Source organism: Geodermatophilus sp. URMC 62 (assembly GCF_052931475.1).
Genome location: NZ_JBRFHY010000001.1, coordinates 3,261,043 through 3,285,955 on the forward strand (window position 1 = coordinate 3,261,043; position 24,913 = coordinate 3,285,955).

A 24,913-nucleotide genomic window follows, 5' to 3' on the forward strand; every position below is an offset into this window, starting at 1 on the left:
CGTGACCGACCTCGCCACCCGCGCCCGCACCCTCCTCGGCCTGCACACCGCCCCGGAGATCCTCGTCCTGACCAACGTCTGGGACGTCGTCTCCGCCCAGGTGGTCGCCGCCACCGACGGCGTCCGCGCCCTGGCCACCGCCAGCCACGGCATCGCCTCGACCTTCGGCTACGAGGACGGCGAGAACATCCCGCTCGACCTGCACCTGGACATGGTCGGCCGGATCGCCGCCGCCGTGGACCTGCCGGTGAGCATGGACATGGAGGCCGGCTACGGCGACGCCGGCGAGACCGCCCGGCGGGCCATCGAGCAGGGCGTCGTCGGCGGCAACCTCGAGGACCAGATGAAGCCGCTGGACGAGGCCGTCGCCGCGGTGGAGGCCGTGCTGCGCGCCGGCCGCGACGCCGGCGTCGACTTCGTGCTCAACGCGCGCACCGACGCCTTCGTCCGCGCCGGTGACGCCGACCGCGGCGAGGTGCTCGCCGAGGCGGTCCGCCGCGGGCAGGCCTACCTGGAGGCCGGGGCGCCGGTCGTGTTCGTGCCCGGCGTGGTGGCCCGCGAGGAGGTCGAGGCGCTGGTCGAGGGCCTCGGCCGCGGCAGGCTGACGCTGATCAGCGTCCCCGGCGCCTCGCTGCCCGCACGGGAGATGCAGGAGCTCGGCGTCGCCCGGGTGTCCACCGGCCCGTTCACCCAGCGGGTCGCGCTCACCGCGCTGCAGGACGCCGTCGTCGAGATGGTCGGCGGCGGCACCCTGCCGGCCGGCACCCGCGCCTTGAACTGACGAAGGCCCCCCTCGCCCCCCGCTCCTCGCGGGCTCGGAGCGGGACCCTGCGAGGGGGCCGTTCCAGCACGTCCCTACACGGCGACGCCGGCCCGCGGGAGCACCAGGCCGCGGACCTCGAACTCGGTGACCACCGACGCCGGCGCCTGCCCGCCCAGGACCTCCGCGACCACCGGCCCGACGACCTCCCGGGTCCCGCGCTCGAACTGCTCGCGCGACTCCCACACCTCGGTCACCTGGACCCCCTCGGCGGTCTGCCGGGCCAGGTGCAGCAACAGGCCGTCGACGTCCGTCCCGGTCCGCCGGAGCAGCGCCGCGTGCACGGCGTCGTAGGTCTCCACCGGTGCGGCCACGTCGAACACCACGCCCAGGGTCATGTCGTCCTCCTCGATCCCTCCCGGCGGCCCTCCGCCGCCGGCAGCCGTCGCACGCCCGCACCGGAGAGCCGGTGCACCGTGGCGGTGCGGCCGGTGACCAGCAGCAGCAGGTCGCCGGTGGTGCCCTCGACCGGTGCGCCCTCGCCCAGCACCAGGTCGCCGTCGGTGGCCCGCAGCTGCAGGCCGGCCAGCCGCGTGCGCGCCCGGAACGGGAAGCCCATCTCCCAGGCCCGCCGCGCCGCCACCGCCGCGGGGACCGGCGGCACCGGCCGCTCCCGCCCCAGCGGGACGGCGATGTCCTGCCCGTGGACCAGGACGTCGAGGAGCGGCTCGACCGGGCTGAGGAACGGCGCCCGCCGCCGCGAGCCGACCATCGCCCGGAGCCGGCGGCTGACCTCCTGCCGCGGCAGCGGGCCGATGCGCAGCGCGGAGTCCCGGATCATCCGGTCGAAGCTGCCCCGTGCCCGGACGGCGGCCACCGTCGCGTCCCACACGCCCATGTGCGCCTGGGTCAGGTGGGCGGCCACGTCGCGCACCCGCCAGCCGGCGCACAGCGACGGCGTCTCCCACTCGGCGGGGGAGAGGTCGTCGACGAGATCGGCCAGGCCCGCCCGCTCCGAGTCGGTGCTGCGCCAGACGTCGTCGAGGTCCACGGCGACCTCCCCCTGAGTTGGTACGATGATCTGACCATCTAGTCAGAAGAGCTGACCATCGTCAAGGGGGTCGTGTGGCCGAGCCGGACGGCGAGCGGCAGAACCTCGGGCTGCTGTGCTTCTACCCGCACCGCGCCATGGAGGCCCGGCTCCTGGCGGCGCTGGCCGAGGCGAGGTTCGACGACATCACCCTCGCCCAGGGCCGCATCGCCGCCCGGATCGGCCCGCAGGGCACCCGGCTGACCGACCTGGCCGCGCAGGCGCTGGTCACCAAGCAGACCGCCGGCCACCTCGTCGACCAGCTCGAGCGCGCCGGCTACGTGCGCCGCGTGCCCGACCCCACCGACGCCCGGGCCCGGCTGGTGCAGATGGCCCCGCGCGGGCTGGAGGTGGTGGCGATCGCCCGCCGGGTCGAGACCGAGGTGGAGGCGGAGTGGACCGCACACCTGGGGGAGGAGGCGACCGCGCAGCTGCGGGCGGCGCTCACCCGGCTGCGCGAGATCACCGACCCCTACCGCTGAAGGGCGGCGCAGGCCGCGCAGGTGCCGAAGACCTCGAGCTGGTGCTGGACGTCGGCGAAGCCGTGCTCGGCGGCCACCCGGGCGGCCCAGCGCTCCACCGGTGGGTCGGCCACCTCCACCGTGCGGCCGCAGGAGCGGCAGACCAGGTGGTGGTGGTGCACCGGCGAGCAGCGCCGGTAGGCGGCCTCGCCGACCTCGCTGCGCAGGACGTCGACCAGGCCGTCGTCGACCAGGGCCTGCAGCGCCCGGTAGACGGTGGCCAGGCCGACGGCGTCGCCGCGCTCGCGCAGCAGCGCGTGCAGCTCCTGGGCGGTGCGGAAGCCGTCGAGCTCGTCGAGCAGCGCCAGCACCGCCGTCCGCTGGCGGGTCTGCCGGCGGGCGGGGACCTCGGCCGGGGTGCTCACGGGCGCTCCGTCGTCACGGGGTGTCCGGTGTGCTCGTCGTAGTGCACGCCGCTGCCGGTCCGGTGCGGCGCGTGCAGGTGGCCGTCGTGGTCGTAGTCGACGTGGTCGCCGTGCGGCACGGTCCGGTGCCCGCAGCCCTCGCCGTGCTCGTGCGGGTGGGCGGCGTGCACCTGCACCCGGCGGCCGTGCCGCCGCCGCGCGGTCGCCTCGCGCGCGGCCACGACCGTGGTGACGAGGAGGAACAGCGCGATCGCCAGCAGCACGATCGTGCCGCCCGAGGGCGTGCCGGTGTAGTAGGAGGCCGCCGTGCCCGAGACGCTGACCACCACGCCGATCGCGCAGGCCAGGTAGAGGGTCCGGCGGAAGCTGCGGCCCACCAGCTGCGCGACCGCGCTGGGCAGGATCATCAGCGCGCTGATCAGCAGCAGGCCCACGACCCGCATCGACAGGACGACGGTCGCGGCGACCAGCGCGGCGAGCACCACGTTGAGCGGCAGCACCGGCAGGCCGACGGCGCGGGCGTACTCCTCGTCGTCGCTGACGGCGTAGAGCCGCGAGCCGAGCAGCCACACGACCGCCACCACGACCCCCGTGATGACGGCGAAGACCGCCACGTCGGCCGCCGTCGTCGTGGTGATCGCGCCGAAGAGGTAGGCGTCGAGGTTGGTCGCCTGCCCGCGGGGCGCGAGCGACAGCAGCACCACGCCGCCGGCGATGCCGCCGTAGAACAGGACGGCGAGGGCGACGTCGCCGCTGGTGCGCCCGCGGGCGCGGACCAGCTCGATGAGCACCGCGCCGAGCACGGCGGCCACCAGCGCCGTGCCCACCGGGGCGGTGGAGGTGAGGATCCCGATCGCGACGCCGGTCAGCGCGACGTGGCCGAGCCCGTCACCGAGCAGCGACAGCCGGCGCTGCACGAGGAAGACCCCGACCGCGGGGGCGGCCAGGCCGACCATCAGCGAGGCCAGCAACGCCCGCTGCATGAAGCCGTACTGCAGCAGTTCCACGTCAGCGGCTCCCGTCGCGCACGCGGACGGCGTCGGGCGCCGGGCGCGGCTGGTCGAGGCGGTACCCGGGGACCGCCGGTCCCTCGTCCTCGCCGGGGTGGTGGTGCCCGCCGGTGCCGGCGAGGGCCTCGGCGCCGGCGAGCGGGCCGTCATAGGCGAGGCGGCCGGAGTCGACGACCACCGCGCGGGGGAGGACGCCGGCGAGCGGACCGGTCTCGTGGGTCACGACGACGAGTGTCGTCCCGGCCGCCGACACCCCGGCCAGCACCGTGGCCAGCGCCTCCTGGCTGGCCGCGTCGACGCCGGCGGTCGGTTCGTCCATGACCAGCAGCTCGGGCTCGGCGGCGAGGGCGCGGGCGACGAGCACCCGGCGCTGCTGGCCCCCCGACAGCGACGCGACCGGGTCCTCCAGCCGGTCGGCGAGGCCCACGGCGGCGGCCGCGTCGGCGACGGCGGCCCGGTCGCGCGCGCCGAGCCGGCGGAACAGCCCCAGCCGGGCCAGCCGGCCGACGCCGACCACCTCGCGCACGGTGGCCGGCATGGCGCCGCTGATCGTGTGCCGCTGCGGCACGTATCCGACCCGGCCGCGCTCGCGCAGCCGGCCCACCGGGGCGCCGAGCACCTCGACGGTGCCGTCGAGGACGGTGGCCAGGCCGAGCAGCCCGCGGGAGAGGGTGGTCTTGCCCGACCCGTTGGCGCCGAGCACGGCGACCGCCTCGCCGCGCCGGACGGTCAGGTCGGTGTCCCGCACGATCGCGACGTCGCCGTAGCCGATCGTCGCGTGCTGCAGCCGCAGCGCCGTGTCGTCGGTCCCGCGGCCGGTCACGCGCAGGCCTGGCCCGCCCGCAGCGTCGCCAGGTCGGCGCGCATGACCTCGAGGTAGTCCGCCCCGGCCGACTGGTCGGTCAGGCCCTCGATCGGGTCGAGGACGGCGGTCTGCACCCCGGCCTCCCGGGCCACGGTCTCGGCGACGGCGGGGTCGGCGAGGGTCTCGGTGTAGACGGTGGTCACGCCCCGCTCGCGGACCAGCGCGGAGATCTCGGCGAGCTGGGCGGCGCTGGGCTCCGCGGACGGGCTCAGGCCGGTGACGCCGACCACCTCCAGACCGTAGCGGTCGGCGAGGTACCCGAAGGCGTCGTGGCCGGTGACCACCGTGCGGACGGCGCAGTCGGCCAGGCCCTGCTCCATCTCGGCGTCGAGCGCCTCGAGGTCGCCGCGCAGCGCGGCGGCGTTCCGCTCGTAGGTGGCCGCGCCGTCGGGGTCGACGTCGCCCAGCCGGTCGGCCAGGGCGTCGCCGACGTCGGCCAGCCGGGTCGGGTCCAACCAGAAGTGCGGGTCGACGGCCTCGCCGTCCCCGTCGCCGTCCCCGTGGTCGTCGGCGTGGTCGTCGGCGTGGTCGTCGGCGTGCTCGTCCGCGGCCGGCGTCAGGTCGGCGGCCTGCCCGGCGTCCCAGGCGGCGTCCCCGGCCTCGGCGGCGGCGTCGTCGAGCGCGGGCTGGAACCCCTCGAGGTAGACGAGCAGGTCGGTCCCGCTCAGCGCGGCGACGTCCTGCGGGGTCAGCTCCAGGTCGTGCGGCTCGGCGCCGGGCGGGGTCAGGGAGGTGACGTCGACGCGGTCGCCGCCGACGCGCTCGGCGGCCCACTGCAGCGGGTAGAAGGCGGCGACGACGTCCACACCGTCGGCAGCCTGCGCACCACCGCCCGAGGACCCGCAGCCGGCGAGCAGGAGCGCGGACGCGGTGGTGAGCGCGGCGGTCCGCCGGGCGCTGGTGCTCATGAGAACCATTCTCACACAGTCCGCGACCTGCTCGGCGCGGGAGGTCGGCGCGTACCCTGCGGTGCGTGTCCGACGTCGTCGAGCTCCCGCTGATCGGGGCCGCCGCCGCGCGTGCCCGCACCGCCTCCCGCGTGCTGCGCACGCTGCCGACCGACGTCAAGGACGCCGCGCTCACCGCGATGGCCGACGCGCTGGTCGAGCGCACCGACGAGGTGCTGGCCGCCAACGCGCTCGACGTGCGGGCCGCCGAGGCCGACGGGACACCGGCGTCGGTGGTCGACCGGCTGCGCCTGGACGCCGGGCGGGTGGCCGGGGTGGCCGCCGCGCTGCGCGAGCTGGTCGCGCTGCCGGACCCGGTCGGCGACGTCGTCCGCGGCTCCCGGCTGCCCAACGGGCTGGAGCTGCGCCAGGTCCGGGTGCCCTTCGGCGTGGTCGGCATCGTCTACGAGGCCCGGCCCAACGTGACCGTCGACGCCGCGGGCCTGTGCCTCAAGAGCGGCAACGCGGCGCTGCTGCGCGGCTCGGCGTCGGCCTACCGCACCAACGCCGCGCTGGTCGCCGTCCTGGCCGAGGCCGGGGCCAAGGCCGGGCTGCCGGAGGGGTCGGTCGAGCTGCTGCCGGCCGAGCGCGCCTCGGTGGGCGAGCTGCTGTCGGCCCGCGGGCACGTCGACCTGGTGATCCCGCGCGGCGGCGCCTCGCTGATCCAGCGGGTGGTCCGCGAGGCGCAGGTGCCGGTGATCGAGACCGGTGTCGGCAACTGCCACGTCTACGTCGACGCCTCCGCCGACGCCGCGATGGCCGAGGCGGTCGTGCTCAACTCCAAGACCCACCGGGTCAGCGTCTGCAACTCCGCCGAGACGCTGCTCGTGCACCGCGACGTGCCGTTCCTGTCTCGGCTGCTCACCGCCCTCGCCGACGCCGGGGTGACGCTGCACGGCGACGACACCGCCCGCGCCGCGCACGACGCCGTCGTCCCGGCGACCGACGAGGACTGGGCCACCGAGTACCTGTCGATGGATATGGCCGTGCGCGTCGTCGACGACCTGCCGGCCGCGCTGGACCACATCGCGCGGTGGGGGAGCGGGCACAGCGAGGCGATCGTGGCCGACTCCGCGACCGCGATCGCCGCGTTCACCGCCGGCGTCGACGCCGCCGCCGTCCTGGTCAACGCCTCGACCCGGTTCACCGACGGCGGCGAGTTCGGCTTCGGCGCCGAGATCGGCATCTCCACCCAGAAGCTGCACGCCCGCGGGCCGCTGGGCCTGCCGGAGCTGACCAGCACCACCTACGTCGTCACGGGGAACGGCCACACGCGCTGACCCCCGGTCCCCTTGAGGAGCCGCATGCCCCGCCCGCCGTCGCAGATGCCCCAGTTCTCCTCGGTCGCCGACGTCGGCAAGCGGCTGGCCACCGCCGGGTACCTGCCCGACGCCCAGATCGCGACGACGGTCTTCCTCGCCGACCGTCTGGGCAAGCCGCTGTTGGTCGAGGGGCCGGCCGGTACGGGCAAGACCGAGCTGGCCAAGGCGCTGGCGGCCGCGACCGGGTCGGAGCTGATCCGGCTGCAGTGCTACGAGGGCCTCGACGAGGCGCGGGCGCTCTACGAGTGGAACTACAAGAAGCAGCTGCTGCGCATCCAGGCCGCCGACGGCGCCGACTGGTCCACCGTGCACGACGACGTCTTCGGCGAGGAGTTCCTGCTCTCCCGCCCGCTGCTGACCGCGATTCGGCGCACCGATCCGACCGTGCTGCTCATCGACGAGACCGACAAGGCCGACGTCGAGGTCGAGGGGCTGCTGCTGGAGGTGCTCAGCGACTTCCAGGTGACCATCCCCGAGCTCGGCACGATCACCGCGACCCGCCGTCCCACGGTGGTGCTGACGTCCAACGCCACCCGTGAGCTGTCCGAGGCGCTCAAGCGGCGCTGCCTGTACCTGTCGCTGGACTACCCCTCCGCCGAGCGGGAGCGGGAGATCGTGCTCTCCCGGGTGCCCGACCTCGCGCCGGGGCTGGCCGAGCAGCTGGTGCGCACCATCCGGGCGCTGCGGGCGATGGAGCTGAAGAAGTCGCCGTCGATCTCGGAGACCCTCGACTGGGCGCAGACCCTGCTCGAGCTGGGCCTGGACACCCTCGACGAGACCGCGGTGCGCTCGACGCTGGGCGTGGTGCTCAAGCACGCCAGCGACCAGGACCGCGCCGCGGCCGAGCTGCGGCTCAACTGATGACCGCGCCGTCGATCGCCCACGGCGGGCTGGCCGGCCACCTCGACGGGTTCGTGCGGGCGGTGCGCGGGGCCGGCATCCCGGTGGGGATCAGCCAGGCCGTCGACGCCGCGGAGATCCTCACCGTCGTCGACCTGCTCGACCGCGAGCAGCTGCGGCACGGGCTGGCCGCGGTGCTGCTGCAGCGGGCCTCGCAGCGCCCGGCCTACGACGTGCTGTTCGACCTGTGGTGGCCGCTGTCGGACCGCCCGGCGGCCGCGCCGTCGGACGCCGACGGGGAGCCCGGGGACGACGGCCTGACGCTGGACCTGCCCGACGGCTCGGGGGACGGCGACGAGCGGGACCTCGCCGAGCGGATGCGCGCGGAGCTGGCCCGGCTGCTGCTCGACGGCGACGACGAGGCGGTGCGACGCCTCGCCCGGCAGGCGGTCGAGCAGCTGGGCCGCGCCCCGGCCTCGCCCTCCGGGCAGTCCTACTTCGGCTACCGGGTGATGCGCGCGCTGTCGCCGGACACGCTGGTCGCGCAGCTGCTGGCCGGCCTGCTCGGGGACTCCGGCCGCGGCGGGCTGGCCGAGCAGGTGGCCCGGCAGACGGTGCGCGAGCGGCTGGCCGCCTTCCGGGCCGCGGTCGACGCCGAGGTGCGCCGCCGGGCGGCGGCCGAGCGCGGTCGCGAGCGGGTGGCCAGGAGCGCCGTGCGGCCGCTGGCCGAGCAGGTCGACTTCCTGCGGGCGCAGCAGGCCGACCTCGCCGAGCTGCGGCGGACGGTGGCGCCGCTGGCCCGCCGGCTGGCCGCCCGGCTCTCGGCGCGGCGGCGGATGGGGCGGGTCGGGCGGCTGGACTTCCGCCGCACCGTCCGGGCCTCCCTCGGCACCGGCGGGGTGCCGGTGGTGACCCACCACCGGCCGCGCAAGGTGCACAAGCCGGAGCTGGTGGTGCTCTGCGACGTCAGCGGGTCGGTGGCCGGGTTCAGCCACTTCACGCTGATGCTGACCCAGGCGCTGCGCGAGCACTTCTCCGGCGTCCGGGCGTTCGCGTTCGTCGACTCGACCGACGAGGTGACCCGCTTCTTCCGGCCCGGCGCCGACGTCTCCGACGCCGTGGCGCGGATCGGCCGCGAGGCCGACGTCGTGGCCTTCGACGGGCACAGCGACTACGGCAACGCGTTCGAGGTGTTCGCCGACCGCTGGCCGACGGCGGTCGGGCCCAAGACGTCGCTGCTGGTCCTCGGCGACGGGCGGACCAACTACCGCCAGCCGGGGCTGCCGGTGCTCGGTGACCTGGTGCGCCGCGCCCGCTCGGCGCACTGGCTCAACCCCGAGCCGCGGCGGCTGTGGGGCAGCGGCGACTCCGCGGCCGACCGCTACGGCGAGGTCGTCGACATGGTCGAGTGCCGCAACGCCACGCAGCTGGCCGAGTTCGTCACCACGCTCTGAGCCGCCCGGACCGGAGCTCCCTCGGGTCACCCTCGGCACCTGGCGCGCCTGGCGCTGTCCGGTGCGCCGACGCCTTGCGACACGCCCGCGGCCCACTTCCCGGCCGCCGGGCGTATCCGGTGCCGCCCCACCTCGTTGACCAGCACGGACCCGGTCGCGCCCGGGCCCGGCCCGGCCTCCTCCGGGCCGGGCTGCGGGCGCGTGCGCGACCGACGGCACGGGGGCGCCGGTCGCGACCGGCCGGGATCCCGGTGGCCGGGTGGGGCGACGACCTGCACCCGGCCACCAGACCGGCCGGTCACCGGCACACCGGCCGCCCAGGCGTCGGCGGTCGCCGGCCGGGCCCCGACGTCGATGGTCGCCGGCCCGACGGGTCCTCGCGGGCCGGGCCGTGGCCGCCCGGCTAGGCTCGGTCGGTGGCTGGCAGCCGGATCGGTGTGATGGGTGGGACCTTCGACCCCATCCACCACGGGCACCTGGTCGCGGCCAGCGAGGTCGCCGGGCTCTTCGAGCTCGACGAGGTCGTCTTCGTGCCCACCGGCCAGCCGTGGCAGAAGACCGAGCGCGCGGTCAGTCCCCCTGAGGACCGCTACCTCATGACCGTCATCGCCACCGCTTCCAACCCCCGGTTCTCCGTCAGCCGCGTCGACGTCGACCGCGACGGCCCGACCTACACCATCGACACCCTCACCGACCTGCACTCCCAGCGCCCCGACGCCGAGCTGTTCTTCATCACCGGCGCCGATGCCCTCGCCCAGATCCTCAGCTGGCGCGACAGCGACCGGTTCCTCCGCCTGGCGCACTTCGTGGGCGTCACCCGGCCCGGGTACACGCTGGCCGACGGACACCTGCCCGAGGGGTCGGTGAGCCTGGTCGAGGTCCCGGCGCTGGCCATCAGCTCCAGCGACTGCCGCGACCGCGTGGCCCGCGGGATGCCGGTCTGGTACCTCGTCCCCGACGGGGTGGTGCAGTACATCGAGAAGCGGGGCCTCTACCGCGCCCGGCCCGGCACCCGGCGCACCGGCGGCCCCCGTGGGGACCGGCCCGCCTACGACCGCCCGCCCGGGACGTCGGCGACCGACGCCGACCCCGCCGATCCACCGCCCACCCACCTGCAGGAGGTGCCCCGATGACCGCCTCGGCCGAGGCGCGGGAGACCGCGCTGCTCGCGGCCCAGGCCGCTGCCGACAAGCTCGCCACCGACGTCTCGATCGTCGACGTCAGCGAGCGGCTGGCGATCACCGACGCGTTCGTGCTCGCCGCCGCTCCCAACGAGCGCCAGGTGCAGGCGATCGTCGACGAGGTCGAGGAGCGGCTGCGCCGGCACGGGGTCAAGCCGGTGCGGCGCGAGGGCGTCGCCGAGGCCCGTTGGGTGCTGCTGGACTTCGTCGACGTCGTCGTCCACGTGCAGCACGCCGAGGAGCGCGCCTACTACGCCCTCGAGCGGCTCTGGAAGGACTGCCCGACCATCCCCTTCGTCGACCGCGCCGCTCCTCCGGCCGCCGCGGCTGCCGGTGACGGCCGCGGCACGCTGTCGGCCGACGACGTCGACCCCGGCAGCTCCGACCCCGTGCCGCTGCGCCCGGACCCCGACGAGGCGTCCGGCGGTGCCGCCGGCGAGCCGCGCACCGAGGACGAGCTCGCCGACGACGACCTGCTCCAGGACGACCCGCTGCAGGACGGCCCGCTGCAGGACGACGCGTTCCAGGACGGCTCCGGGGACCCGGAGGCGACCGGCCGGTGACGGCCGCGGCCGTGCCCGACCTGCCGGTGCGCCACCTCGTCGTCTGGCGGCACGGGCGGACCGAGTGGAACGCCACCGGCCGCTTCCAGGGCCAGCTGGACCCGCCACTGGACCCCGAAGGCCGCGCCCAGGCCGCCCGCACCGCACCGCACCTGGTGGCCGGCGGGCTCACCCCGGAGACCACGGTCGTCGTCTCCAGCGACCTGGTGCGCGCCGCCGACACCGCGACGGCGCTCACGGCGCTGCTCGGGGTGCCCCTCCTCCTCGATGAACGGCTGCGCGAGCACGGCCTGGGCTCCTGGGAGGGGCTCACCCGCGAGGAGGTCGCCGCCCGCCACCCCGAGCAGTACGCCGACTGGCTCGCCGGCCGCCCGGTCGAGGGCCGCGGCGGGGAGGACGCCCCGGCCGTCGCCGAGCGCGCCCTCGCCGCCCTCTCGGACCTCCCGCCGGCCGACGTCGCCGTGGTGGTCACCCACGGCGGGACCGGTGGACGGCTCATGGAGGCGCTGCTGGAGCTCGGACCGGAGCACCGCCGGGTGTTCGGGCCGCTGGGCAACTGCGGCTGGAGCGAGCTCGCCCGGCAGGGCGCCCGCTGGCGGCTCATGCGGCACAACTGCGCCGTCACCGCGGTGCCCCTCCCCGGCCCCGCCCTGGAGGGACGCCCCGGCCGCGCCGAGGCCGGGGCCACCGTGGAGGAGGGCGCACCCGCGGCGACGCAGGACGCCGACGCGGTCGCGTGAGAGGCGGTCCACAGCGGCCGCCGGGTGCGGAGGCCGTCGGTCCCGGTGGCGCGGGCGAGCCTCCTCGGGTGTCCGTCGCCGTGGTCACCGACTCCACGGCCTACCTCCCTCCCGACGTGGTGGCGCGCTACGGCATCGAGGTGGTGCCCTGCTACGTCGTCCTCGCCGGGCACTCCGGCCGGGAGGGCGAGGACATCACCCCGGCGGACGTCGCCCGGGCACTGTCCACCCGCGGCCAGAAGGTGTCGACCTCGCGCCCGACCCCCGGTGACTTCGTCGCCGCCTACCGCCGCCTGCTGGCGGCCGGCGCCGACCGGGTGGTCTCGGTGCACCTCTCCGCCGAGCTGTCGGGCACCTGGGACGCGGCCCGCCTGGCGGCCGCCCAGGTGGGCGAGCACGTGGTCACCGTCGTCGACTCCCGATCGACGGCCATGGGCACCGGCTTCGCCGTGCTGGCCGCCGCGCGCGCCGCCGCGGAGGGCGCCGGCGCCGCCGAGGCCGCCGCGGTCGCCGAGGCCACCGCGGCGCGGACCCGCACCTTCTTCGTCGTCGACACCCTCGAGCACCTCCGCCGGGGCGGGCGGATCGGCTCGGCCGCCTCCCTGCTGGGCACCGCGCTCGCCGTCAAGCCCGTGCTGCACGTGGCCGACGGCCGGGTCGTCCCCCTGGAGCGGGTCCGCACGTCGGGTCGGGCGCTGTCCCGGCTCGTGCAGCTGGCGGTGGAGGTCGCCGGCGGGCCGGGCGCCTCGGTCGCGGTGCACCACCTGGCGGCGGCCCAGCGCGCGGAGAAGCTGGGCACCGACCTCCAGCAGGCCGTCCCCGGCATCCGCGAGCTGCACGTGAGCGAGCTCGGTGCCGTCATCGGCGCGCACGTGGGGCCCGGCGCCGTGGGCGTCGTCGTCGCGCCGGCCCCTGCCGCCGAGCCGGGCGAGGACGCGCAGCCGCAGGAGGACTGACCGGGGAACACAGGACGCGGGAGGCAGCCTGCCGCCCCTGCCGACGGGGCGGGTCCCGGCGTCCACAGGGGACCCGGCCGTCCACAGCTCCCCACGCGGCGGGCCACGGCGAGGCGGGGCTCCCTAGCGTCCGCCGGGTGCGCCTGACCTCCCGCCGTGACGACGATGCCGACGTCATCCGCGCCCGCCTGCGGGTGCTGCTCGACGAGGGGCGGCGGTCCTCCGGGTGGCTGCCCGCCGACGACGAGCTCGAGGCCGCACCCGCCACCGGCGTGGTCCTGCTCCGCCGCGGGGCGCCCGGCACCTCGGTCCCCGCCGACGACCCGCCCGCTGACGACCCGCGCGACGACGACCCGCACGAAGGCCTCGACGACGACCTCGACGACGACCCGCGGGACCGGCTGCCGCACGGTCTGGGCCGCCACCGGGCGCCGGAGCGGACGGTGCGGGTCGACCCGGGTCGCCGGGGGAGCTGGTCGCTGTGGGTCGCCGGTCTCCTGGCCGCGCTGGCCGTCGCCGGGTGGACCTGGCTGGACCGGCCCACCGTCCAGCCGGCGCCGCCGGCCGCGCAGACCGGAGCCCCGGCCGGGGGAACGGCCGCGGCCGGCGACGTCCCGACCGGCGACGCGGCAGCCGCGGCGGCCACGCCGTCCCCGGCGGTCGGCGAGGCGGCGGGGGCCCGGGCGACCGTCGTCGTCTCGGTCGTCGGGCTGGTGGTCGCCCCCGGCCTGGTCACCCTCCCCGAGGGTGCACGCGTGGCCGACGCCGTGGCCGCCGCCGGTGGACTGCTGCCCGAGGCCGATCCCGCGTCGGTCAACCTCGCCGCGCTCGTGACCGACGGCCAGCAGGTCGCCGTCGGGGTGCCGGGAGCCGCGGCCGCACCGGCGTCCGCGGCGGGCGGCGGAGGCGCCGCGGCCGGGCCCGTGGACCTCAACACGGCCACCGTCGCCGACCTCGACGCCCTGCCCGGCATCGGCCCCGTGCTCGCCCAGCGCATCGTCGACCACCGCAGTGAGCACGGCCGGTTCACCAGCGTCGAGCAGCTCGACGACGTCCCGGGCATCGGTCCGGCCATCTACGCCGAGCTCGCCGCCCTGGTGCGCGTGTGAGCGGACCGCCCGAGGGCCGCTGGACCTGGCTGGACCTCCGCCTCGTCCCGGTCGCCGCCACCGTCTGGGCGGTCACCCTCGCCGGCGGGGTGCTGCCCCCACCGGTCCTCGCCGGGGGTGCGGGCGCGGCCGTGCTCGTCGCGGCGGCCGCCGTGCGGCACCGCTCCCGCGCCGGAGCGCTCGTGCTGCTGGCGGTGCTCGCCGCGCTGGCCACCACCGCGACCGTGACGGCGGTGCGCGGGGCCGCCCGCGCCTCCTCCCCGCTGACCGAGGTCGCGGCCGGCCGCACCGTCGAGGTCGTCCTGGAGGTCACCGGCGACCCGCGGCGCGTCCGGGGAGCCGGACCACCCCGGGTGGTCCTCGACGCCACCGTCACCGGCCTGGACGACGGGGCGCGCGCCGTCGACCTCACTGCCGACGTGGTGCTGTTCGCGGCCGCCGAGGACTGGGCCGACGTGGTGCCCGGGCAGCCGGTCCGGACGAGGGCCGCCGTCGCGGCGGCGCCGGCGAGCGAGGGGGTCGTCGCGCGGCTCTCGGCGCGCGGTCCTCCCGAGCCGCTCGGCCGGCCGCCGTGGGTGCAGCGCGCCGCGGGCGGGCTGCGCGACGGGCTCGCCGCCTCGAGCGAGCGCGTCGTCGGCGGCCCGGCCGGCGGGCTCCTGCCCGGCCTGGTGGTGGGGGACACCCGGGGGATGGACCCGGTCCTGCAGGAGGACTTCCGCCGTGCCGGCCTGACGCACCTCACGGCCGTCTCCGGCGCCAACGTGGCGATCATCCTGACCGGCGTGCTCGCGCCGCTGCGGCGGCGGGCGGTCGACCGCCGGGTGCAGGCGGTCGTGGCGGCGCTGGGCCTGGCCGGCTTCGTGGTGCTCGCCCGGCCGGAACCCAGCGTCCTGCGGGCGGCCGTGATGGGCGCGGTGACGCTGCTGGCCCTCGCCTCGGGCCGGGCGAGGGCGGCGGTCCCGGCGCTGTGTGCCGCCGTGGTCGTGCTGCTGCTGCTCGACCCCGGTCTCGCCCGGGACGCCGGCTTCGCCCTCTCGGTCGTCGCGACGGCGGCCATCGTGCTGCTCGCACCCGGCTGGTCCGCGCGCCTGCGGGCACGGCGCTGGCCCCGCGTGCTCGCCGACGCGGTCGCCGTGGCCGCCGCCGCCGGCCTGGCCACCGCGCCGCTGGTCGCCGGCCTGTCCGGTCTGGTCAGCCCGGTGTCCCTGCCGGCCAACCTGCTCGCCGCACCGGCCGTGGCCCCCGCGACGGTGCTCGGACTGCTCGGGACGCTCACCGGCCCGCTCCTGCCCCCGGCCGCGGACGCCCTCGTGTGGCTGGCCGGCTGGCCGGTGCGGTGGCTGGTCGTCGTGGCCCGGTCGGCCGCCGCCCTCCCCGACGGTGCCACCGGGTGGCCCGCCGGCACCCGGGGCGCGCTGCTGCTCACCCTCCTGCTCCTGGTCGCGGGGTGGTTGCTGTGGCGGCACCGGCGGCTGCGCGTCCTCGGGCTGGCCGCCCTGCTCGGGCTGCTGGTGCTCGGCTGGCCGCTGCGCCAGGTCGCCGACGGGTGGCCGCCGGCGCAGGCGGTGCTGGTGGCGTGCGACGTCGGGCAGGGTGACGCCCTGGTGGTGCCGACCGGTCCGGGGGCGGCGGTCCTGGTCGACGCCGGCCCCGAGGTCGGCCCGGTCGACCGCTGCCTCGACCGGCTGGGCGTCGACCGGCTGCCGCTGGTGTTGCTCTCGCACCTCGACGCCGACCACGCCGGCGGGCTGGCCGGCGCGCTCGACGGCAGGCGGGTGGGGGTGGTCGCCACCGGCACGCTGTCGCCGGCCGACGAGCGGGCGCCCGGCCTGGACCGCGCAGCCGCCCGCGCCGGGGCACGGCGGGAGGTGCTGCGACCCGGGGACCGGCAGGTCGTCGGGACCGCGCAGCTGGAGGTCCTCGCCCCACCGCCGGAGATCGCCACCGCGGCCGCGGCGGCCAACGACCTGTCGCTGGTCGTGCGGGTCACCCAGCGCGGCGTGCGCGTGCTCCTCACCGGTGACCTGGGCGCCACCGCCGAGGCGCGCATCCTCGCCCGCGGCGTCGACCTGCGCGCCGACGTGCTCAAGGTCCCGCACCACGGCAGCGCCGACGCCGACCCGGCCTTCCTCGCCGCCTCCGGGGCCCGCGTCGCGCTGGTCTCCGTCGGCGCCGACAACACCTACGGGCACCCTGCGCCGCGGCTGCTGGCGGAGCTGGCCCGGGACGGCGTGCAGGTGCACCGCACCGACCGCGAGGGCGACCTGGCCGTCGTCGGGTCGGCCGGGGACTGGGGCGTCGCGGTCCGCGGCGCTGCCTCCGGCTCCGCGGCCGGACCGGCACCGGAGGGGAGCGGGCAGCCCGCCGCCGGGAACGTCGACGGCGCCCGCGCAGCCCGCGTCGCGCGCCGCCCGGCAGCGCGGCGGTGTCGTCACCCCGGCGTGACACCATCGCCCCGTGGCAGCGGCACCCCCGGCACCGACCTCCCGGCTGCGGGCCGTCGTCGGCGAGGAGGAGCTGCTGCGCTCCCGCGCCGTGGCCGCCGTGCGGGCCGCGGTCCTCCAGCGGCACCCCGACGCCGAGGTGCACGAGCTCGCCGCCCTCGGCCTGCCGGTCGGGCAGCTGGCCGACGTGCTGGCGCCCTCGCTGTTCGGCGAGCACCGCCTCGTCGTCGTCACCGGCGTGCACGAGGCCGCCGGGGCACTGGTCGACGCGCTGACCGGCTACGTGCAGGACCCCGACCCCGAGCTGACGCTGGTCGTCGTCCACCACGGCGGCAAGCGCAACGACGCCCTGCTCAAGACCCTCACCGCCGCGGGCGCCGCCGTCGACGAGTGCGCCAGGATCTCCTCGCCGGGGGACCGGGCGGCCTTCGTCCGCAACGAGGTGCGCGCGGCCGGCGGGCGGATCACGCCCGAGGCGGTCACCGCACTCGTCGACGCCGTCGGGGCCGACCTGCGGGCGCTGTCCTCGGCGGCCACCCAGCTGGTCGCCGACTTCGGCGGCGTCATCGACGACGAGGCCGTCGCCCGCTTCCACCGCGGGCAGGCGGAGGTCACCGGCTTCACCGTCGCCGAGCGCGTGCTGGTCGGCGACCGCACCGGGTCACTGGAGATGCTGCGCTGGGCCCTGGACCGCGGCGTCGCGCACGTGCTCATCGCCGACGCCATCGCCGACGGCATCCGCACCGCCGCCCGGGTCACCTCGCTGAACACGAGCAACACCGGGGAGCTCGCCCGCGCGCTGAAGCTGCCGCCGTGGAAGGTGAAGAAGGCCCAGTCGCAGGCCCGCGGCTGGAGCATCGAGGGCCTGCAGCAGGCGATCGGGGTCGCCGCCGAGCTCAACGCCGACGTCAAGGGCGCGGCGGCCAGCGCCGACTACGCCCTCGAGCGGGCGGTCCGGCGCATCGTCGCCATCCGCGCGGTCACCGGCCGCGCCGCCCGCACCCGCGCCGGCCGCTGACACCGGCCCGGCGCCGGTCCCCGCCGGCCGGCGGGGACCCGGACAGGGACGACAGACGCGGCGAGCCCCGTCCCCACGGGGGGACGGGGCTCGCCGGGAGCGCCGGGACGCAGCTCAGAGGCTGGTCAGCTGCTTGGCCATGCCCGACTTGCGGTTGGCGGCCTGGTTCTTGTGGATGATGCCCTTGCTGGCGGCCTTGTCCAGCGCCTTGGTGGCGTGGGCCAGCGCCGTCGTCGCGGCCGCGGTGTCCCCGGAGGCGGCGGCCTCGCGGAAGCGGCGGACGGCCGTCTTCAGGGCGGACTTGACGGCGACGTTGCGCTGGCGCGCCTTCTCGTTCGTCTTGTTCCGCTTGATCTGGGACTTGATGTTCGCCACGCGTGAGCCTCGGTGTCTCGCAGGAGGGAGTCTGTCAGTGCGTCCGGACGGCGTGCGTCAGCGGACCGGCCTGCCAGGTTACCAGCGCGCCGCGCCGCGTCCCACCCCGGTCGGCAGGAGCCCTCCGGGCACGGTGCTCCGCGCAGACGGCACCTCGTGGGACGATGGCGGCACTGTGACGACTCCCGCTGCCACCGATCCCGCCCGGATCCGGAACTTCTGCATCATCGCCCACATCGACCACGGCAAGTCGACGCTGGCCGACCGGATGCTCGAGGTCACCGGGATCATCGAGGCGCGGCAGATGCGCGCGCAGTACCTCGACCGGATGGACATCGAGCGCGAGCGCGGCATCACCATCAAGGCGCAGAACGTGCGGCTGCCGTGGACGGTGGGGGACGCCGAGTACGTCCTCGACATGATCGACACCCCCGGCCACGTCGACTTCACCTACGAGGTGTCCCGGTCGCTGGCCGCCTGCGAGGGCGCGGTCCTGCTCGTCGACGCCGCGCAGGGCATCGAGGCGCAGACCCTGGCCAACCTCTACCTGGCCCTGGAGAACGACCTCACGATCATCCCGGTCCTCAACAAGATCGACCTGCCGGCCGCCCAGCCCGAGAAGTACGCCGCGGAGATCGCGCACATCATCGGCTGCGACCCCACCGACGTCCTGCGCGTCAGCGGCAAGACCGGCGAGGGCGTGCCCGAACTGCTCGACGCGATCGTGGCCCAGATCCCCGCCCCGGAGGGCGACGCCGAGGCCCCGGCCCGCGCCATGATCTTCGACAGCGTCTACGACATCTACCGCGGCGTCATCACCTACGTGCGCGTCGTCGACGGGCGCATCTCCAGCCGCGAGCGCATCAGGATGATGTCGACCGGCGCCACCCACGAGCTGCTCGAGATCGGCGTGATCTCCCCGGAGCCCAAGCCGGTCGACGGCCTCGGCGTCGGCGAGGTCGGCTACTTCATCACCGGTGTGAAGGACGTCCGCCAGTCCCGCGTCGGCGACACCGTCACGCTGCAGCACAAGCCGGCCGCCGAGCCGATCGGCGGGTACAGCGACCCCAAGCCGATGGTCTACTCCGGCCTCTATCCGATCGACGGCAGCGAGTACCCGCTGCTGCGCGAGGCGCTGGACAAGCTGCTGCTCAACGACGCCGCGCTGACCTACGAGCCGGAGACGTCGGCCGCGCTGGGCTTCGGGTTCCGCGTCGGCTTCCTCGGCCTGCTGCACCTGGAGATCGTCCGCGAGCGCCTGGAGCGCGAGGCGGGCATCAGCCTCATCTCCACCGCGCCCAACGTCGTCTACCGGGTGGTCATGGAGGACGGCTCCGAGATCACGGTGACCAACCCCAGCGACTGGCCCGCGGGCAAGATCGGCGCCGTCTACGAGCCGGTCGTCAACGCCACGATCATCGCCCCGACCGACTACACCGGCGCGATCATGGAGCTGTGCCAGAGCCGCCGCGGCCAGCTCGGCGGCATGGACTACCTGAGCGAGTCCCGCGTCGAGCTGCGCTACACGCTGCCGCTCGGCGAGATCATCTTCGACTTCTTCGACGCGCTGAAGTCGCGCACCCGCGGCTACGCGTCGCTGGACTACGCCGAGGCCGGTGAGCAGGAGTCGCAGCTGGTCAAGGTCGACATCCTGCTGCAGGGCGAGGCCGTCGACGCGTTCAGCGCGATCGTGCACAAGGACAAGGCCTACAGCTACGGCGTGATGATGGCCGGCAAGCTGCGCGAGCTCATCCCGCGGCAGCAGTTCGAGGTGCCCATCCAGGCCGCCGTCGGCTCGCGGGTGATCGCCCGCGAGACCGTGCGCGCCATCCGCAAGGACGTGCTGGCCAAGTGCTACGGCGGTGACATCACGCGCAAGCGCAAGCTGCTGGAGAAGCAGAAGGAGGGCAAGAAGCGGATGAAGATGGTCGGCCGCGTCGAGGTCCCCCAGGAGGCCTTCGTGGCCGCGCTCTCCACCGCCGAGTCCACCGCCTCGAAGAAGTGACCGGCCGGCTGCTGGCCGTCTGCGTCTCCGGCTCGGACCTGCTGCCGCTGCCCGACCGCCGTCCGAACCGCAGCGGCATCGACAAGCGCCCGGTCGCCGGCCGGGTCGCCGTCGGGGAGCTGGGCCTCGACGGCGACGTCCAGGTCAACCGCAAGTACCACGGCGGCGAGGGCCAGGCGGTGTACGCCTACGCCCAGGAGGACGCCGACTGGTGGGCCGCGGAGCTGGACCGCGAGCTGCCGCCCGGCCGGTTCGGGGAGAACCTGCGGACGACGGGACTCGACCTCACCGGCGCCGTCCTCGGCGAGCGGTGGCGCGTGGGGACGGCCCTGCTCGAGGTCACCGCCTGCCGCATCCCGTGCGCGAACTTCGAGCGCTTCTGGGGCGTGCCGCAGCTGGTCCGGCGCTTCACCGCGCACGGCGCCACCGGTGCCTACCTGCGGGTGCTCGAGACCGGCGACGTCGGCGCCGGTGACCGCGTCGAGGTGGTGCACCGCCCCGACCACGGCGTCACCACCGGCCGGCTGTTCCGGGCCACCACGACCCAGCGGTACCGGATCACCGAGATCGCCCCGGCGCTCCACCACCTGCCGGTCAAGGACCAGCCGAAGATCGCCGAGCGCATCGCCCGGGTGGCGGCGCGGACCGGCGCCCCGGCCTGAGCCGCCGCGCGCGCTACCGTCCCGTCGCGCCGGGTGCACCGGTGCGACGGGGAGGTCGGTCGATGCTGCTGCGCCGTGCCGCCGGGTTCGTCACCGGGGTGCTGGTCGCCGTGCCGCTGCTGGCCGGCTGCGGCGGGGGCGAGCCGGCGGAGACCGCCGACCAGCTGCTGGCGCGGGCCGAGACGACGCTCGACGAGGCCAGCAGCCTGCACTTCGTCCTCACCAGCGAGGGCGCACCCACCACCGGCACCGAGCTGGTCGGCGGCGAGGGCGACGTCGCCCGGCCCGCGTCGTTCCAGGGGACGCTGCAGGTGCTGGCCGCCGGCTCGCCGGTCGACCTCGCCGTCGTCTCGGTCGACGGCACCGTCTACGCGCAGCTGCCCTTCACCACCGGCTACAGCGTCGTCGACCCCGCGCAGTTCGGCTTCGGCGACCCTGGCGCGCTGCTCGACCCCGACACGGGCATCTCCCGGCTGCTGGCCGAGGCCGACTCCGCCGAGCTGGGGGAGGAGCGCCGGGTGGACGGCGAGGTGGTGCGCGAGGTGAGCGCCGAGCTGCCCGGGGACCTGGTCGAGCAGGTGCTCACCAGCGAGGACCCGGCCCAGCCGGTGCAGGCCCGCTTCTCCGTGGCCACCGACAGCGGCGAGCTGCGCCGCGCCGAGCTGACCGGTCCCTTCTACACGGCCGGGCAGGACGCCACGTTCACGATCGAGCTCAGCGAGTTCGGCGCCGATGTCGAGATCACCGCGCCGCCTGCCGGCTGAACCGGCCGCGCCGCCGCGGCACGCCGTCCCCGGGCTGCCGCTGGTCGTCCTCGCCACGCTGGCCGTCCTGGTCACCGCGGCCGACACCTACGTCGTCGTCCTGGCGCTGCCCGACATCCTCGCCGGGGTGGGTGTCGGCATCGACGAGCTGCAGCGGGCGACGCCGATCGTCGGCGGGTTCCTGCTCGGCTACACCGCCACGCTGCCGCTGCTGGGCCGGCTGGCCGACCTCCGCGGCCGCGTGCCGGTGCTGGTCGGCTGCCTGCTGCTGTTCGCCGTCGGGTCGCTGCTGACGGCGACGGCGGCCGGCCTGGGCCCCGCCGTCGCCGGCCGCGGGCTGCAGGGCGTGGGCGCCGGGGGCCTGGTGCCGGCCACGCTCGCGCTGGTCGCCGACCGTTGGCCGCCGGAGCGCCGGGCGCTGCCGCTGGGCGTCGTCGGCGCGGTGCAGGAGGCCGGCGCGGTGCTCGGCCCGCTGGCCGGCGCCGCGGTGCTGGCGGTCAGCGACTGGCGCGCGGTCTTCTGGCTCAACCTGCTGCTCGGGCTGACCCTGGCGGCGGGCGTCGTCGCCACCGGCCGCGACCGGCGCCCCGACCCGGTGGGCCTGGTCCTGCTGCTGGTCACCGGCGCCGCCGCAGGACTGCAGCTGGCCGAGCCCGCGGCGCTGGCCGAGGACGTCACGCTCGGGCTGGCCTGGGTGCCGCTGGCCGACGGCGTCGCCGCGTCGACGCCGCTGATGCTGGTCGCCGTCGTCGCGGGCCTGGGCCTGGTCGCGCGCAGCACCGGCCACCCCGACGGCGCGGTGCTGCCGCTGCGCGGGCTGCCGCGGCTGGCCCGCGAGGTCGACGTCCTCGGCTCGCTGCTCGCCGTCACCGCGCTCGGCGCGCTGGTGTGGGCCTTCGCCGCGGCCGACCCGGCCACCCAGGTCGTGGCGCACGGGCCGGTGCTGCTGCCGCTGGCCGCCGTGGCCGCCGCCGGTTTCTGGCTGCACGAGCGGCGCACGCCCGACCCGGTGCTGCCGCTGCGCGAGCTGCGTCCGGCCGGCGCGTGGGGCGCGCTGGTGGTCAACCTGCTCGTCGGCGTGGCGCTGGTGGCCGCACTGGTCGACGTCCCGCTGTTCGCCCGCGCCACGACGACGCCCGGCGACCAGCTCGGCGCGGCGCTGGTGCTGCTGCGGCTGCTGGTGGCCGTCCCGGTCGGCGCGGTGGCCGGCGGGTGGCTGTGCCGCGGAGTGCCGCCCCGGCTGGTCGCCGCCGGCGGGATGGCGCTGGCCGGCCTCGCCCTGTGGGCGATGACCGGCTGGGGCGAGACCTCGCTGGACTCCTGGACCTCCACCGCCGTCCTGCTCGCGGCCGGCCTGGGCTTCGGCCTGGCGATCGCGCCGGTCAACGCCGTGCTGCTGGCGGTCACCCGGCCCGCGGTGCACGGCAGCGCCGGCGCGCTGGCCGTCGTCGCCCGGACCGTCGGGATGCTGGTGGGGCTCTCGCTGCTGACCGCCGTCGCGCTGCGGCGCTTCACCGCCGAGGTCGCGGCGATCGGGTCGCCGCTGACCCTCTGCCCGGCGTCCCCGGCCGACTGCCCCGCCTACGAGGCGGCCACCGACGCGGCCGTGCTCACCCAGCTGCACACCGTCTTCGCCGGCGCCGCGGTCGCCGCCGGGCTGGCGGCGACCGCGGCGCTGGTCCTGCTGCGCGGTGGGGCGGTCGGGAGTCCGGTCAGGAGTCCAGCAGGAGCCTGAGCTCCGCGCGCAGGGCGGGCAGGTCGACCCCGCGGTCGTGCAGCACCTTCGCGGCCAGCCCCTGGCCCTCGCGGAGCAAGCCGAGCACGAGGTGGCCGTCGGTGATGCGCTTGGACCGCATCGCCAGGGTCTCGCGCAGCGAGAGCTCCAGGACCTTCCTCGCGCGGGACGTGAACGGGACGTGCCCGGAGTCGTCGCGCTGCCGCCCGCGCCCCGGAGCGTCCAGGGCGCCGGGCCCGAAGGTGGCCTCGGCGGCGTCCCGGACGGCGTCGAGGTCGATGCCCAGGGTGCGCAGCGCCTCGGCGTCGAGGTCCCCGCCGCCGAGGTGGGCGGTGACCGCCTCGGCGACCGCGTCGTGCTCGAGCCCGTGCCGGCGCAGGACGGTGGCGGTCGGGGTGTCCAGCCGGAGCAGGGCGAGCAGCAGGTGCTCGGTGCCGACGTGGCCGTGCCGGAGGGCGCGGGCCTCCTCCTGGGCGAGGACGACGACCTGCCGGGCGTCGGGTGTGAAGCGTTCAAACACGGTCAGTCCCTCCGCCGGAGCGGCCCGCGGCCGCCTGCGTGCTTCTTGTGCACCGCCTGCCTCGTGACACCGAGGAGCTGGGCGATCTGCTCCCACGTCCAGCCCTGGTCGCGGGCGTTCTCCACCTGCAGGGCCTCCAGTCGCTCGACCAGCGTCCGCAGTGCGCGGACCGCGCGCAGTCCGACCGCGGGATCGCGGCTGCTGGCGGCGGAGGCCACCTGTGCTGTGTCGGCCATGCCGTCAACTGTGGTTGACGCGCGGAGGATTGTCAACCCACGTTGACGTCTGTGGCCGAGTGCGCACCTGCGGCCGCCGACACGCGCCGGCACGCCGTCAGGGGCGACCGCAACCGCGCACCCGGCCGCGGACGCGGCCCCGCGCCGCGCAGGCGGGCGTGGCGCTCAGGCCACGGCCGCCTCGTCGCCTCCGGTCAGCCGCAGCAGGTCGGCGTAGGTGAGCGAGACCATCGTGTGGTGGTCACCGCCGCCTGCCCACAGGAGCGGGTGCGCCGCGAGGTCGACGTCCACCACCGCGCGCAGCGGGGCGGGGTGGCCGGTCGGCGCCACCCCGCCGACCTCCTGGCCGGTGGCGGCGAGGACGAACTCCGGGGTGGCCCGCCGCACCCGCTGCTCGGCGTCCACCCCGGCCTCGCGGAGCGCGGCGACCACCCGGTCGACCGGGCTCACGGCAGCGTGAAGACGATCTTCCCGGCGGTGCGGCCCTCGTGCATGCGCGCGAAGCCCTCGCGGGCCTGCTCCAGCGGCAGCTCGACGTCGATCACCGGGCGGACGCCGGTGGCCACGCACATCCGCATGAGCGCCTCGAGCTCGTCGCGGGTCCCCATCGTGGAGCCGATGATCGACAGCTGGGTGAAGAAGACGCGGTTGAGCTCGGCGCCGGGGTTGAAGCCGGTGGTCGCGCCGGAGGTGACGATGACGCCGCCGGGCTTGAGCGACTTGACGCTGTGGCTCCAGGTCGCCTCACCGACGGTCTCCATGACGCCGTCCACCCGCTCGGGCAGCCGCGCGCCGGACTCGAACGCCTGCTCGGCGCCCAGCTCGAGCGCCGCCTGCCGCTTCTCCTCGCTGCGGCCGGTCACCCACACCCGGAAGCCGGCCGCCTTGCCGAGCACGACCAGCGCGGTCGCGACGCCGCCACTGGCGCCCTGCACCAGCACGGTGTGCCCCGGCCGCAGCCCCGACTTCACGAACAGCATCCGGTAGGCGGTGAGCCAGGCGGTGGGCAGGCACGCGGCCTCGGCGAGGGACAGCTCGGCCGGCTTGGGCAGCACGTTGCGCCGGGGGACGGCGACCCGCTCGGCCATCGTGCCCTGGTGCAGCTCGGAGAACAGCGTCCGCTTGGGGTCCAGCGTCTCGTCACCGGTCCACTCCGGGGTGGCGACGACGCCGTGGACGACCACCTCGTTGCCGTCCTCGTCGAGGCCGGCCGCGTCGGTGCCCAGGATCATCGGCATCCGCTCCTGGGGCAGGCCGATCCCGCGCAGGCTGAACAGGTCGTGGTGGTTGAGCGAGACGGCCTTCACCTGCACCGTCGTCCAGCCGTCGGGCGCCTCCGGTTCGGGGCGGTCGCCGACCTCCAGGACGGAGAGCGGGTCGTCGGGCGAGGGCGTGGAGACGAAGACGGCGCGCATGTGCCCGGACGTTAGG

Annotated in this window: 26 protein-coding genes and 1 pseudogene; 16 read left to right on the plus strand and 11 right to left on the minus strand. The window is 76.4% G+C overall.

Going from position 1 to position 24,913, the window contains the following annotated elements:
• The first annotated feature begins 1 nt into the window (after position 1).
• Positions 2–781: an isocitrate lyase/PEP mutase family protein gene (locus ACU616_RS15930; RefSeq protein ID WP_446759418.1), complete on the plus strand. Its 780-nt coding sequence runs from the start codon at positions 2–4 to the stop codon at positions 779–781.
• A 74-nt stretch (positions 782–855) separates the two neighbouring features.
• Here ACU616_RS15930 and ACU616_RS15935 read toward each other — a convergent pair whose 3' ends face one another.
• Together ACU616_RS15935 and ACU616_RS15940 are read right to left on the minus strand one after the other, a co-directional pair.
• Positions 856–1,158 carry a hypothetical protein gene (locus tag ACU616_RS15935; protein WP_446759419.1) on the minus strand — a complete coding sequence of 101 codons (303 nt, stop codon included), beginning with the start codon at positions 1,156–1,158 and terminating at the stop codon, positions 856–858.
• On the minus strand, positions 1,155–1,811 hold the full coding sequence (locus ACU616_RS15940; protein ID WP_446759420.1) for a maleylpyruvate isomerase family mycothiol-dependent enzyme: 657 nt from the start codon (positions 1,809–1,811) through the stop codon (positions 1,155–1,157). The genes ACU616_RS15935 and ACU616_RS15940 overlap by 4 nt, the downstream gene beginning before the upstream one ends.
• A 74-nt stretch (positions 1,812–1,885) precedes the next feature.
• Here ACU616_RS15940 and ACU616_RS15945 point away from each other — a divergent pair, with 74 nt between their 5' ends.
• A complete protein-coding gene (locus ACU616_RS15945; RefSeq protein ID WP_446759421.1) occupies positions 1,886–2,332 on the plus strand; it encodes a MarR family winged helix-turn-helix transcriptional regulator in 447 nt (148 codons plus the stop codon).
• On the opposite strand, the gene ACU616_RS15950 is transcribed toward ACU616_RS15945, so the two are convergent.
• Genes ACU616_RS15950 through ACU616_RS15965 form a run of 4 tightly spaced genes read right to left on the minus strand, consistent with a single transcriptional unit; the run spans position 2,323 to position 5,519 of the window.
• Positions 2,323–2,736: a Fur family transcriptional regulator gene (locus tag ACU616_RS15950; protein ID WP_446759422.1), complete on the minus strand. Its 414-nt coding sequence runs from the start codon at positions 2,734–2,736 to the stop codon at positions 2,323–2,325. The genes ACU616_RS15945 and ACU616_RS15950 overlap by 10 nt on opposite strands.
• Positions 2,733–3,743 (minus strand): metal ABC transporter permease, encoded by a 1,011-nt coding sequence (locus ACU616_RS15955; RefSeq protein ID WP_446759423.1) that lies wholly within the window; start codon positions 3,741–3,743, stop codon positions 2,733–2,735. The genes ACU616_RS15950 and ACU616_RS15955 overlap by 4 nt, the downstream gene beginning before the upstream one ends.
• Before the next feature lies 1 nt (position 3,744).
• On the minus strand, positions 3,745–4,569 hold the full coding sequence (locus tag ACU616_RS15960; protein ID WP_446759424.1) for a metal ABC transporter ATP-binding protein: 825 nt from the start codon (positions 4,567–4,569) through the stop codon (positions 3,745–3,747).
• Positions 4,566–5,519, minus strand: coding sequence for a metal ABC transporter substrate-binding protein (locus ACU616_RS15965; RefSeq protein ID WP_446759425.1), 954 nt, complete (start codon positions 5,517–5,519; stop codon positions 4,566–4,568). The genes ACU616_RS15960 and ACU616_RS15965 overlap by 4 nt, the downstream gene beginning before the upstream one ends.
• Before the next feature lie 65 nt (positions 5,520–5,584).
• Here ACU616_RS15965 and ACU616_RS15970 point away from each other — a divergent pair, with 65 nt between their 5' ends.
• The 10 genes and pseudogenes from ACU616_RS15970 to holA all read left to right on the plus strand — a co-directional run bounded on the left by ACU616_RS15970 (position 5,585) and on the right by holA (position 17,185).
• Positions 5,585–6,838 carry a glutamate-5-semialdehyde dehydrogenase gene (locus ACU616_RS15970; protein WP_446759426.1) on the plus strand — a complete coding sequence of 418 codons (1,254 nt, stop codon included), beginning with the start codon at positions 5,585–5,587 and terminating at the stop codon, positions 6,836–6,838.
• A gap of 24 nt (positions 6,839–6,862) precedes the next feature.
• Positions 6,863–7,741 (plus strand): AAA family ATPase, encoded by an 879-nt coding sequence (locus ACU616_RS15975; protein WP_446759427.1) that lies wholly within the window; start codon positions 6,863–6,865, stop codon positions 7,739–7,741.
• Entirely contained in the window at positions 7,741–9,174 is a 1,434-nt protein-coding gene (locus tag ACU616_RS15980; protein ID WP_446759428.1) for a vWA domain-containing protein, read from the plus strand. Before ACU616_RS15975 ends, ACU616_RS15980 begins: the two co-directional genes overlap by 1 nt.
• A 416-nt stretch (positions 9,175–9,590) precedes the next feature.
• The gene (gene nadD, locus ACU616_RS15985) at positions 9,591–10,307 is read left to right on the plus strand and encodes a nicotinate-nucleotide adenylyltransferase (protein WP_446759429.1); all 717 of its coding nucleotides are present in this window, start codon (positions 9,591–9,593) and stop codon (positions 10,305–10,307) included.
• Complete coding sequence (gene rsfS, locus ACU616_RS15990; RefSeq protein ID WP_446759430.1) at positions 10,304–10,918, plus strand: ribosome silencing factor; 615 nt, start codon at positions 10,304–10,306, stop codon at positions 10,916–10,918. The genes nadD and rsfS overlap by 4 nt, the downstream gene beginning before the upstream one ends.
• Entirely contained in the window at positions 10,915–11,658 is a 744-nt protein-coding gene (locus ACU616_RS15995) for a histidine phosphatase family protein (protein WP_446759431.1), read from the plus strand. Before rsfS ends, ACU616_RS15995 begins: the two co-directional genes overlap by 4 nt.
• Positions 11,659–11,726: 68 nt before the next feature.
• Positions 11,727–12,614: a DegV family protein gene (locus ACU616_RS16000; RefSeq protein WP_446759432.1), complete on the plus strand. Its 888-nt coding sequence runs from the start codon at positions 11,727–11,729 to the stop codon at positions 12,612–12,614.
• A gap of 137 nt (positions 12,615–12,751) precedes the next feature.
• Positions 12,752–13,723, plus strand: a complete 972-nt coding sequence (locus ACU616_RS16005) for a ComEA family DNA-binding protein (RefSeq protein ID WP_446759433.1) — start codon at positions 12,752–12,754, stop codon at positions 13,721–13,723.
• A 689-nt stretch (positions 13,724–14,412) separates the two neighbouring features.
• Positions 14,413–15,777: pseudogene (locus ACU616_RS16010) on the plus strand (ComEC/Rec2 family competence protein); the annotation flags it as partial.
• 403 nt (positions 15,778–16,180) lie between these two features.
• Positions 16,181–17,185 (plus strand): DNA polymerase III subunit delta, encoded by a 1,005-nt coding sequence (gene holA, locus ACU616_RS16015; protein ID WP_446759434.1) that lies wholly within the window; start codon positions 16,181–16,183, stop codon positions 17,183–17,185.
• Between the two features lie 114 nt (positions 17,186–17,299).
• Here holA and rpsT read toward each other — a convergent pair whose 3' ends face one another.
• The gene (rpsT, locus tag ACU616_RS16020; protein ID WP_204693604.1) at positions 17,300–17,560 is read right to left on the minus strand and encodes a 30S ribosomal protein S20; all 261 of its coding nucleotides are present in this window, start codon (positions 17,558–17,560) and stop codon (positions 17,300–17,302) included.
• Positions 17,561–17,735: 175 nt separating this feature from the next.
• Between rpsT and lepA the strand changes: the two genes are divergently transcribed.
• The 4 genes from lepA to ACU616_RS16040 all read left to right on the plus strand — a co-directional run bounded on the left by lepA (position 17,736) and on the right by ACU616_RS16040 (position 22,726).
• The gene (gene lepA, locus ACU616_RS16025; RefSeq protein WP_446759435.1) at positions 17,736–19,565 is read left to right on the plus strand and encodes a translation elongation factor 4; all 1,830 of its coding nucleotides are present in this window, start codon (positions 17,736–17,738) and stop codon (positions 19,563–19,565) included.
• The gene (locus ACU616_RS16030; RefSeq protein ID WP_446759436.1) at positions 19,562–20,227 is read left to right on the plus strand and encodes an MOSC domain-containing protein; all 666 of its coding nucleotides are present in this window, start codon (positions 19,562–19,564) and stop codon (positions 20,225–20,227) included. The genes lepA and ACU616_RS16030 overlap by 4 nt, the downstream gene beginning before the upstream one ends.
• 62 nt (positions 20,228–20,289) lie before the next feature.
• Positions 20,290–20,991, plus strand: a complete 702-nt coding sequence (locus ACU616_RS16035) for an LppX_LprAFG lipoprotein (RefSeq protein ID WP_446759437.1) — start codon at positions 20,290–20,292, stop codon at positions 20,989–20,991.
• Positions 20,960–22,726: an MFS transporter gene (locus tag ACU616_RS16040; protein ID WP_446759438.1), complete on the plus strand. Its 1,767-nt coding sequence runs from the start codon at positions 20,960–20,962 to the stop codon at positions 22,724–22,726. The genes ACU616_RS16035 and ACU616_RS16040 overlap by 32 nt, the downstream gene beginning before the upstream one ends.
• Here the strand turns inward: ACU616_RS16040 and ACU616_RS16045 are convergent.
• From ACU616_RS16045 to ACU616_RS16060, 4 genes are all read right to left on the minus strand, one after another.
• Positions 22,704–23,246, minus strand: coding sequence for a Clp protease N-terminal domain-containing protein (locus ACU616_RS16045; RefSeq protein ID WP_446759439.1), 543 nt, complete (start codon positions 23,244–23,246; stop codon positions 22,704–22,706). The two genes, ACU616_RS16040 and ACU616_RS16045, sit on opposite strands and share 23 nt — an antisense overlap.
• Positions 23,247–23,248: 2 nt before the next feature.
• Positions 23,249–23,482 (minus strand): helix-turn-helix domain-containing protein, encoded by a 234-nt coding sequence (locus ACU616_RS16050; protein WP_446759440.1) that lies wholly within the window; start codon positions 23,480–23,482, stop codon positions 23,249–23,251.
• A 165-nt stretch (positions 23,483–23,647) separates the two neighbouring features.
• Positions 23,648–23,932, minus strand: coding sequence for a YbaK/EbsC family protein (locus ACU616_RS16055; protein WP_446759441.1), 285 nt, complete (start codon positions 23,930–23,932; stop codon positions 23,648–23,650).
• Complete coding sequence (locus ACU616_RS16060; RefSeq protein WP_446759442.1) at positions 23,929–24,897, minus strand: zinc-binding dehydrogenase; 969 nt, start codon at positions 24,895–24,897, stop codon at positions 23,929–23,931. The genes ACU616_RS16055 and ACU616_RS16060 overlap by 4 nt, the downstream gene beginning before the upstream one ends.
• Positions 24,898–24,913: the final 16 nt, after the last annotated feature.